This is a genomic window from Peribacillus sp. NPDC096622 (assembly GCF_044762665.1).
Lineage (GTDB): Bacteria > Bacillota > Bacilli > Bacillales > DSM-1321 > Peribacillus > Peribacillus frigoritolerans_B.
The window spans coordinates 25,257-34,810 of sequence record NZ_JBIWES010000026.1; the positions used below are offsets into that span (position 1 = coordinate 25,257).

A 9,554-nucleotide genomic window follows, 5' to 3' on the forward strand; every position below is an offset into this window, starting at 1 on the left:
GTTTTTTTATGAAATAACATAAACATATGTCGAAAAGGGAAACAGGGAGGAAATATGAAAAATTTGACGAATAAAAACATTATACAGTTAGATATTGGATGGAATGTCATTGTTTTTTATGTTATCTCCCTAACTTTTCATCAATTTATGTTTTTCTTACCTGAATTCCGGGTATGTAGTTATGTTGTAAATACCTAAAAAAGCAAAAGTGCAGTGGGGAAACTTAAAGGGAATCCAAATGGAAATAACATTACAGTTAGTTAACATCCTTGTGACGTGGACAGGGAAACATAGCAATTGTGTTAGAATGGGAGGATATTATGAATCAATTGGTTTACGATTTTATTAAGCAAAATCAAGATTACATCCTTACTGAGTGGATGGGCATCATGAAGGAAAGTACGGACGAAAGGTTAATTAAAGTCGTCTCAGATCGAATGTTCACGCAAACGAGCAGTGAATTTATAGATATGATCATCACCAACGTTGATAGTAAAAACAAGGAATTCACATTGAAGCTTTCAGATTTTGCCGAGAAAGTCGTCCAATTGGGATGGCCTCTTACTTTCGTCAATGAAGGACTTCATAAATTCACGTTAATTGTCATTAATGGAATGGTGGAAAAGGGTCTCGTTACTCCTGATAATCAAGTCAATCTCGTTAACCATTTGGATAAATGGGCCACACCGATAAATAATGAAATAGTCAATATATATACTCAAACATGGGAAAGAACCGTTTCCATGCAAAAAATAGCGTTGCAAGAACTTTCGGCACCGCTCATTCCTGTATTGGAAGGAATTACAGTAATGCCGCTGGTTGGTACGATTGATACGGAACGTGCCAAACAGATAATGGAAAACCTGTTGACTGGCGTGGTTAAGCATAGATCTGAAGTTGTTCTTATTGATATTACGGGCGTGCCGGTCGTGGATACCATGGTTGCCCATCATATCATTCAAGCTGCGGAAGCAGTCCGATTAGTGGGTGCAAAATGTATACTATGCGGCATCCGCCCTGAAATAGCTCAAACCATCGTTAATCTTGGAATTAATTTAAATGAAGTGATTACAAAAAATACGTTGAAAAAAGGGATAGAAGTTGCGTTGGAATTAACGAGCCGTAAGATCGTAAAGGTGGAGGGATAAGAATGAGGATTCCGATATTAAAGCTTTATGACTGCTTGTTAGTCTCTATACAGTGGGAATTGGATGATGTGACAGCCCTTCAATTTCAAGAGGATTTACTGCATAAGATTCATGAAACAAGCGCGAATGGCGTTGTTATAGATATTACCTCAATAGATTTTATTGATTCTTTTATCGCGAAGGTATTAGGCGATGTCTTTAGCATGTCTAAGCTTATGGGGGCCAAAGTTGTAATTACGGGAATCCAGCCTGCTGTTGCAATAACATTAATTGAACTTGGAATTAGTCTCGATGATGTTCTGACAGCATTAGACTTAGAGAAAGGCCTGGAGAAATTACAACAGGAATTGGGGGATTAAAGAATGGAGTTCCAATCCTGCGTAAAAATCATAAATGAATGGGACATCGTAGCTGCAAGGCAGCTCGGAAGAAATGTCGCTAAAGAGTTGGGGTTCGGTACTGTAGACCAGGCCAGGATCACAACGGCCATTAGCGAATTGGCCCGAAACATATACCTATATGCTGGACAAGGCAGTGTTAGCATAGAAAAGCTAAATATAAATGGGAAGTCAGGATTGAAAATCATTGCAGATGACCAAGGGCCGGGAATTGAGGATATCCGCAGAGTCATGGAAGATGGATATACCACCTCAGGGGGACTGGGGGCAGGCCTTCCTGGAGCCAAACGTTTAATGGATGACTTTGATATTGAATCGATACCAGGTGAAGGGACTAAGATTATCGCTACGAAATGGCTCCGTTAGGGGGGGACTATGGATATTAGGGAGAACATGGAGAAAAAGTATCATGAGGCGCTTTCTACTTATCTTAAAGACCAAAATGAGCAGGCACTCTACCAAGGGCAAAAGATTAGCCGCCTACATATCAAATACAATATATCTCCAGAAGAAATCATCAGTATGCATAAAAATAACTTAATGGAACTTTACCCGGAATTACCGGGAAAAGTATTGGATTCTTTCGACTTCCTGCTTGAAGTCATGATGGGCTACGGCATTGCATACCGTGAACATCAAAGCCTAAGGCATCAACAGCAGGAACTGAAAACGGAAATCGAGATAGCGGCAAACGTTCAACATACTCTTTTGGAAACGGAAATCCCTGATATCAAAGCTCTTGAAATTGGGGCGATCAGTGTTCCGGCAAGGCAGATGAACGGGGATTACTATCACTTCGTCCAGGATGAAAATGAACGAATAGGGGTAGGGATAGCCGATGTCATAGGAAAAGGGATCCCTGCTGCATTGTGCATGTCGATGATCAAATATGCGATGGACAGTCTTCCGGAGCATCGTCATGAACCGAATAGTGTGCTTGAGAGTTTGAACCGTGTTGTGGAGCATAATGTTGATCCAAGCATGTTCATAACCATGTTCTATGGTTTATATGATCCGCATGACAGGCTATTTTCCTATGCTTCAGCCGGACATGAACCCGGTTTTTACTATGATGCCGCAACAGGTACGTTTAGCGATTTGGATGCAAAGGGCTTGTTGCTTGGAGTCGATAAAAAAACAAGGTATCGCCAATATGAAAAAAAGGTGAATCGTGGAGACATGATCATTTTATTATCTGACGGAGTAACGGAGTGCCGGACGAATGATGGGTTCATAGAAAGGGAAACGCTTATTGGTTTCATTAAAAAGAATATGCATTTGCAAGCCCAGGAAATGGTGAATAATATATATAAACAATTGGAGAAAATGCAGAACTTTCAACTGAGGGATGATTTTACATTAATAATTTTAAAATCGAATGTTTAGTATTGTTTCTGCTGGGTATAGATATAGGAATGAAGAGGATTTGAAGAGGTGGGTCAAGGATGAATATAACAGTAGATGTTAATGAATTGAATACTGAATTTATTGTAAAACTAAAAGGTGAAATCGATGCCTACACTGCACCGAAATTAAGGGAATCACTATTTCCGATTTCAGAGCAGGAAAATGTTTCGATAACTATTGATCTAACTGAAGTTTCGTATATGGATAGTACGGGACTTGGGGTATTTGTCGGTGCTTTTAAAAGCGTAAGGGCACATAATGGTGAGTTCACATTAGTTGGCTTATCGGAAAGGTTACGACGTTTATTTGATATAACGGGTCTTGCAGATATCATTGATATAAAAAGTGGTACAGAGGGTGGGTTAGAATGAATCAAGTATATGATTACATCGAAATGAAAATACCTGCAAAACCAGAATTCATCGGTGTCATTCGTTTAACGCTTTCTGGAATAGGGAGCCGGATGGGATTTGCGTATGATGAAATAGAGGATTTGAAAATCGCTACCAGTGAGGCTTGTACAAATGCGGTACAGCATGCATATAAGGATTCTGAAAAAGGTGAAGTGAAAGTAAGTTTCGGCCTTTATCCTGACCGTTTGGAGGTCATGGTTTCCGATAGTGGCAAGAGCTGTAATTTCGAAGAGGTTCGTCAAGGGCTGGGTCCATATGAAAATGGGCAAAAGGTCGAACTATTGAGAGAAGGAGGCTTGGGTCTTTACCTTATTGAAACTCTGATGGATGATGTGAAAATTCATCAGCATGATGGGGTTACTGTATTTATGACTAAGTTTTTAGAAGGAGAGCAGGTGGAGATGGATGCAAAAACAGTCTCAACCTAATCAGGCACAAAGAGAACAGGTAAATGAATGGATCAGAGCTTACCAGCAGAATCAAGATGAAGAAGCACAGAGTAAACTGGTCATCCATTATAAAAGTTTGGTTGAAACAATTTCCCGTAAGTATGCGAAAGGTAAATCATTTCAGGAGGATATCTCCCAAGTCGGCATGATTGGTTTATTAGGTGCGATTCGACGCTATGATGAATCTTTCGGTAAGAGCTTTGAGGCATTTGCCGTCCCCACTATTATCGGGGAAATCAAAAGGTTCCTTCGTGACAAAACATGGAGTGTCCATGTGCCAAGGAGAATTAAGGAACTTGGTCCGAAAATCAGGGTGACTGTCGAGGAATTAACGACAACTCTGCATCGTTCACCAAGAATAGATGAAATAGCCGATAGTATAGGCGTGACCGAAGAAGAAGTTTTAGAAGCGATGGAAATGGGAAAAAGCTATCAAGCTTTATCCGTGGATCATTCTATTGAGGCGGATTCTGATGGCGGTACTGTCACATTGCTTGACATATTCGGAAATGTTGATGAAGGTTTTGAAAAGGTGAATCAGCGTCTTGTGCTTGAAAAGGTGCTTCATGTGCTGAGTGACCGTGAAAAGATGATCATTCAACATACTTATTTAGAGAATTTAAGCCAGAAAGAAGCAGGCGATAAACTTGGGATTTCCCAAATGCATGTGTCAAGGCTCCAACGCCGCGCCATCAAGAAACTTCAAGAAGCCATTAATGCTGAAAACTCGGAGTTAATTCAGTGATCAAAGATATTTTGAGGGGAGAAAAAATAGAAGTCCTTGTCTCTCAATCGTCTAAAAACGGGATGGTTTATTGTGGTGATGATTACTATTTTCTTCATACGGAAGAATATTTTTTGTGTGTACTGGCAGATGGTCTAGGCAGCGGGAAAAACGCATACGATTCCTCCCATGCCGTCATTGAGGAAGTTAAACGTAATCATGAGTTGGATGTGGAAGCACTAATGGCAGTATGCAATCAAGTTTTAGTCGATAAACGGGGGGCAGCCGTTTCCATTTTGAAGATCTTTTATGACAAGAATGAATTTGTATACAGTTCGGTGGGTAACATCCGCTTTTTCCTGTATAATCCAAGCGACGATAAACTCGTTTACCCTTTACCTGTTACAGGGTATTTATCCGGCAGGAAACAAAAATACAGGACGCAGAGATACAAATATGAACCAAATGCGAAATTCATTCTTCATTCCGATGGTTTGGAACTAAAGGGAGCCAAGTCTTTTTTAAAAAGGTTGGTCCCTATCGATAAGAACGCCCAATGCATATTAAAAAGCAGTCCATTAACTGCAGATGATACAACTTTCATTTTAGGAAGCTTACTTTCGCCATAATTCGGAAGTGAGCTTTTTTGTATTGAATTCGCAACTTCATCGCTCATTTGCTAGACTATATATATTAGATCAAAAGGTTGGAGGTATACAAAATGATCGTTGTGGAAGATACATTAAAAGAATTGATAAAACAAATATCCAATGAGCTGACTTTGAAAAATCATCAGGTCCAAAACGTTATACAGATGCTGCAAGAGGGGAATACTGTCCCCTTTATTGCACGGTATAGAAAAGAAATGACGGGTTCACTTGATGAAGTGCAGATTCGTTCCATTATGGAAAGATGGAACTATCTAGAAAACCTTGGCCAGAGGAAAGCGGAAGTTACGCGTTCGATTGGTGAACAGGGGAAATTGACGGAAGAATTAACGAAACAAATCGAGAAGGCAACAAAACTGCAGGAAGTCGAGGATTTATACAGGCCATTCAAACAAAAAAGGAGAACGAAAGCGACAGTTGCTAAAGAAAAGGGTCTTGAACCACTGGCTAATTGGCTTTTGGAATGTCAAATGCATCCTCGAGTCAGTGAAAAAGCAGCTGAATTCATATCGGCAGAAAAAGAAGTTCCTTCTATTGAAGAGGCTATTGCAGGTGCGCAGGATATCATAGCTGAACATATTTCCGATGATGCGGAATTAAGGAAGTGGATAAGGGCTGAAATTTTCAAAGCTGGAAAAATGGTTTCAACTGTGAAAAATGAAGAGAAGGACGAGAAAAAAATCTTCGAAATGTACTATGAATATGAGGAGCCCGTTCAAAGAATCGTACCACATCGGGTATTGGCGCTGAATAGAGGTGAAAAGGAAGAGGTTTTGCGAATCTCCATCCAGCCCCGGACTGAAGTCATCATTGGTCATCTAGAACGTAAAATCATTAAAAATAACAAATCTGAAGCCCAAGTTGTTCTTAAATCTGCGATTGAGGATGGACTTAAGCGTTTGATCATGCCTTCTGTAGAGCGGGAGATCAGAAAAGAGCTTACGGAAAAAGCTGAGGATCAAGCTATCCACATTTTCTCTGAAAACCTCCGGAACCTGCTCTTGCAGCCTCCGCTTAAAGGAAAAGTGGTCCTCGCCTTAGACCCGGCATATCGGACTGGCTGTAAACTTGCTGTCATTGATGAAACCGGAAAGGTACTCGATATCAGTGTAATCTATCCGCATCCTCCTGCTGCGAAACTTCATGATGCCCGTGAAAAAACGATCGAAATACTCCAGCGGTTCTCAGTTGAGATCGTGGCAATCGGCAATGGTACGGCATCGCGTGAATCAGAGCAATTCATTGCAGATATTCTAAAAGAAGTGAAAGGGAACATTTCATATATAATTGTTAATGAAGCGGGAGCTAGTGTGTATTCAGCCTCGGATATTGCCCGTGAAGAGTTTCCGGATCTTCAAGTAGAACAGAGAAGCGCCGTTTCGATAGGCAGAAGGCTTCAAGATCCCCTTGCTGAACTTGTAAAAATTGATCCGCAATCGGTGGGAGTAGGCCAGTATCAACATGATGTGTCCCAGAAAAAGTTAACGGAATCCCTCACCTTTGTAGTGGAAACAGCTGTTAACCAGGTGGGGGTTAATGTCAATACCGCTTCATCGTCTCTCTTACAATATGTAGCTGGTTTATCAAAATCGGTTGCTCAAAATATTGTGAAGAAAAGGGAAGTGGAAGGAAAGTTTTCAAGCAGGAAGGAATTAAAGAAGATTCCCCGGCTTGGTGCCAAAACATATGAACAATGTATAGGGTTCTTACGTATCATTAATGGAGATGAACCTTTAGATCAAACTGCGATACATCCTGAAAACTACAGTGCCGTGAATAAATTATTGAAGAAAATGGGATTCACATCTGAGGATTTAGGCAGTGATGCACTGAATGAAGAGTTAGGTAAGCTAAATCCTGCTGATTTGGTCAATGAATTGGAAATTGGAGAAATTACGATCAAAGATATCATCGATGATTTGATGAAACCGGGAAGAGATCCTCGGGATGAGTTATCAAAACCGCTGCTTAAGCAGGATGTACTAAAAATGGAGGATCTGCAAACTGGGATGGAGTTACAAGGTACAGTGAGGAATGTTGTGGATTTTGGTGCGTTTGTGGACATCGGTGTTAAACAGGATGGACTGGTGCATATTTCTAAACTGAGCAACCGGTTTGTAAAGCACCCATTGGATGTAGTTGCCGTTGGGGATGTTGTAACGGTTTGGGTCGAACTTGTTGACTCCCAAAAGCAAAGGGTATCTTTAACGATGCTCGAGCCAAAGGATCAAAACTAGCCTATGTTAAGCTCCTTCTATATTAGAAGGGGTTTTTTTGAAATGATGTATTTATATTTGGAACAATGTCGAATCTATAACCTGAGACTTTCTTTCTTTTGATAAAAAAACCAACATTGATTCAACATCTTCACTTGATAATAATCCTTTTCATAAAAGGCTTTGCGGATTTGATTCTGGAACCAATTAGGCATAGCTTTTCCTCCCTTAGTTTCCTATTGTATTATTAGTCTATGTTATAATGGGTTGTCATGTTACCAAGGAAAGGGAGGGGGAAATGGATAATCGTCAATTGCAAAAACTAGTAGAAGAAATTTCGTTGAAAGACTTTAAAAAGGCCTTTAGACACCAAGCGAGTTTTAATCCGCGTCTCCGGACAACAGGAGGACGATACTTGCTCCGTTCACACAATATAGAAATCAATAAGAAGTATCTTGATGAACGCGGTGTGGAAGAAATGATTGGAATCATTAAGCATGAATTGTGCCATTACCATCTGCACATCGAGAAGAAGGGGTACCAGCATCGTGATGCGGACTTTAAGCATTTACTCAAAAAAGTGGGGGCACCGAGATTTTGCGAGCCGCTGCCATCTAACCAATTAAAGAAAAAGATGAATACAATTCAATATAAATGTGAAGACTGTCAGCAGGTATATATAAGGAAAAAACGAATCGACACTACCCGTTTCGTTTGTGGTAAATGTCGCGGAACATTGATTTACCAAGGGTTTAAGGAGCAAAAAACAAAAAAATAAAAAAACACAAAAGAACTCTTGACTTTAGGTTGCAACCTCTTTATAATCATAAGAGTCGACAAGATAACAACTTGTCCTTAACGACAAACACTAAGGTCCTTGAGCGTGAAAAAGGAACCCAATTTTCATTATTCCGCAGTAGCTCAGTGGTAGAGCATTCGGCTGTTAACCGAACGGTCGTAGGTTCGAGTCCTACCTGCGGAGCCATTTTTTTGGGGAAGTACTCAAGAGGCTGAAGAGGCGCCCCTGCTAAGGGTGTAGGTCGCGTAAGCGGCGCGAGGGTTCAAATCCCTCCTTCTCCGCCAGTCACATATTTTATATCAAGGCCCATTGGTCAAGCGGTTAAGACACCGCCCTTTCACGGCGGTAACACGGGTTCGAATCCCGTATGGGTCACTTTCTTATGTATAATCAAAATACTGGTCCCGTGGTGTAGCGGTTAACATGCCTGCCTGTCACGCAGGAGATCGCGGGTTCGATTCCCGTCGGGACCGCCATTTTTTTAAAAAACACTTGCCAAACTGATATTATCGTGATATAATATTATCCTGGCTGTTAATTAATGTTTGATTATTGGGCTATAGCCAAGCGGTAAGGCAACGGATTTTGATTCCGTCATGCGAAGGTTCGATCCCTTCTAGCCCAGCCATTTTTATTTAGAGCCATTAGCTCAGTTGGTAGAGCATCTGACTTTTAATCAGAGGGTCGAAGGTTCGAATCCTTCATGGCTCACCATTTATTTTCGCGGGTGTGGCGGAATTGGCAGACGCACCAGACTTAGGATCTGGCGCCGCAAGGCGTGGGGGTTCAAGTCCCTTCACCCGCACTGATATTTTTCTTCTTGACATCAAGTTGAAAAGGTGTTAAACTTACAAAGTCGCTTTCGCGGTCGTGGCGGAATGGCAGACGCGCTAGGTTGAGGGCCTAGTGGGGGAAACCCCGTGGAGGTTCGACTCCTCTCGGCCGCACCAATAACATCATAGAAATTAGCGCCCGTAGCTCAATTGGATAGAGCATCTGACTACGAATCAGAAGGTTGTAGGTTCGACTCCCGCCGGGCGCACCATATTTTACGGGAAGTAGCTCAGCTTGGTAGAGCACTTGGTTTGGGACCAAGGGGTCGCAGGTTCGAATCCTGTCTTCCCGACCATTATTTCTTTCTGAAAATACTTTAAAATTAAATGCGGGTGTAGTTTAGTGGTAAAACCTCAGCCTTCCAAGCTGATGATGAGAGTTCGATTCTCTTCACCCGCTCCATTATTGCTCTTTGAAAACTGAACAAAACAAAGCGCCAACGTTAAATTTTAAGTGAGCACACACTATCAAAAAAGCAAATGAGCAAGTCAAACATTT

The 9,554-nt window shown here is 41.2% G+C and carries 11 protein-coding genes and 11 tRNA genes; 21 read left to right on the forward strand and 1 reads right to left on the reverse strand.

Annotated features, from left to right (window positions below; translation table 11 throughout):
- Positions 1–320 precede the first annotated feature (320 nt).
- From ACIQYG_RS24825 to ACIQYG_RS24865, 9 genes are all read left to right on the forward strand, one after another.
- Positions 321–1,148 carry an RsbT co-antagonist protein RsbRA gene (locus ACIQYG_RS24825; protein WP_054398282.1) on the forward strand — a complete coding sequence of 276 codons (828 nt, stop codon included), beginning with the start codon at positions 321–323 and terminating at the stop codon, positions 1,146–1,148.
- A gap of 2 nt (positions 1,149–1,150) precedes the next feature.
- On the forward strand, positions 1,151–1,507 hold the full coding sequence (locus ACIQYG_RS24830) for an STAS domain-containing protein (RefSeq protein WP_048682053.1): 357 nt from the start codon (positions 1,151–1,153) through the stop codon (positions 1,505–1,507).
- A 3-nt stretch (positions 1,508–1,510) separates the two neighbouring features.
- Entirely contained in the window at positions 1,511–1,912 is a 402-nt protein-coding gene (locus ACIQYG_RS24835; protein WP_034306373.1) for an anti-sigma regulatory factor, read from the forward strand.
- Positions 1,913–1,921: 9 nt separating this feature from the next.
- A complete protein-coding gene (locus tag ACIQYG_RS24840) occupies positions 1,922–2,932 on the forward strand; it encodes a PP2C family protein-serine/threonine phosphatase (RefSeq protein ID WP_402843718.1) in 1,011 nt (336 codons plus the stop codon).
- Between the two features lie 59 nt (positions 2,933–2,991).
- Positions 2,992–3,324, forward strand: a complete 333-nt coding sequence (locus tag ACIQYG_RS24845) for an anti-sigma factor antagonist (RefSeq protein ID WP_054400551.1) — start codon at positions 2,992–2,994, stop codon at positions 3,322–3,324.
- Positions 3,321–3,794: an anti-sigma B factor RsbW gene (gene rsbW, locus ACIQYG_RS24850; protein ID WP_402843722.1), complete on the forward strand. Its 474-nt coding sequence runs from the start codon at positions 3,321–3,323 to the stop codon at positions 3,792–3,794. Before ACIQYG_RS24845 ends, rsbW begins: the two co-directional genes overlap by 4 nt.
- A complete protein-coding gene (gene sigB / locus ACIQYG_RS24855; RefSeq protein ID WP_402843725.1) occupies positions 3,772–4,560 on the forward strand; it encodes an RNA polymerase sigma factor SigB in 789 nt (262 codons plus the stop codon). Before rsbW ends, sigB begins: the two co-directional genes overlap by 23 nt.
- Positions 4,557–5,168: a PP2C family serine/threonine-protein phosphatase gene (locus ACIQYG_RS24860; protein WP_402843728.1), complete on the forward strand. Its 612-nt coding sequence runs from the start codon at positions 4,557–4,559 to the stop codon at positions 5,166–5,168. The genes sigB and ACIQYG_RS24860 overlap by 4 nt, the downstream gene beginning before the upstream one ends.
- 92 nt (positions 5,169–5,260) lie before the next feature.
- The gene (locus ACIQYG_RS24865; protein ID WP_402843731.1) at positions 5,261–7,444 is read left to right on the forward strand and encodes a Tex family protein; all 2,184 of its coding nucleotides are present in this window, start codon (positions 5,261–5,263) and stop codon (positions 7,442–7,444) included.
- Positions 7,445–7,518: 74 nt separating this feature from the next.
- Here ACIQYG_RS24865 and cmpA read toward each other — a convergent pair whose 3' ends face one another.
- Complete coding sequence (gene cmpA, locus ACIQYG_RS24870; RefSeq protein ID WP_089364909.1) at positions 7,519–7,638, reverse strand: cortex morphogenetic protein CmpA; 120 nt, start codon at positions 7,636–7,638, stop codon at positions 7,519–7,521.
- 83 nt (positions 7,639–7,721) lie between these two features.
- On the opposite strand from cmpA, the gene ACIQYG_RS24875 reads away from it, so the two are divergent.
- From ACIQYG_RS24875 to ACIQYG_RS24930, 12 genes are all read left to right on the forward strand, one after another.
- Positions 7,722–8,201: a SprT family protein gene (locus ACIQYG_RS24875; protein ID WP_048682064.1), complete on the forward strand. Its 480-nt coding sequence runs from the start codon at positions 7,722–7,724 to the stop codon at positions 8,199–8,201.
- A gap of 132 nt (positions 8,202–8,333) precedes the next feature.
- Positions 8,334–8,408: transfer RNA gene (locus ACIQYG_RS24880), tRNA-Asn, on the forward strand.
- A 7-nt stretch (positions 8,409–8,415) separates the two neighbouring features.
- Positions 8,416–8,506: transfer RNA gene (locus ACIQYG_RS24885), tRNA-Ser, on the forward strand.
- A gap of 19 nt (positions 8,507–8,525) precedes the next feature.
- Positions 8,526–8,597: transfer RNA gene (locus tag ACIQYG_RS24890), tRNA-Glu, on the forward strand.
- 25 nt (positions 8,598–8,622) lie between these two features.
- Positions 8,623–8,698, forward strand: a tRNA-Asp gene (locus tag ACIQYG_RS24895).
- Positions 8,699–8,775: 77 nt separating this feature from the next.
- A tRNA-Gln gene (locus tag ACIQYG_RS24900) sits at positions 8,776–8,850 on the forward strand.
- Positions 8,851–8,860: 10 nt separating this feature from the next.
- A tRNA-Lys gene (locus tag ACIQYG_RS24905) sits at positions 8,861–8,936 on the forward strand.
- Positions 8,937–8,945: 9 nt separating this feature from the next.
- Positions 8,946–9,027: transfer RNA gene (locus ACIQYG_RS24910), tRNA-Leu, on the forward strand.
- A 59-nt stretch (positions 9,028–9,086) separates the two neighbouring features.
- Positions 9,087–9,172: transfer RNA gene (locus ACIQYG_RS24915), tRNA-Leu, on the forward strand.
- Positions 9,173–9,190: 18 nt separating this feature from the next.
- A tRNA-Arg gene (locus ACIQYG_RS24920) sits at positions 9,191–9,267 on the forward strand.
- A gap of 7 nt (positions 9,268–9,274) precedes the next feature.
- Positions 9,275–9,351 (forward strand) — tRNA-Pro (locus tag ACIQYG_RS24925).
- A gap of 33 nt (positions 9,352–9,384) precedes the next feature.
- Positions 9,385–9,458, forward strand: a tRNA-Gly gene (locus ACIQYG_RS24930).
- Positions 9,459–9,554 lie beyond the last annotated feature (96 nt).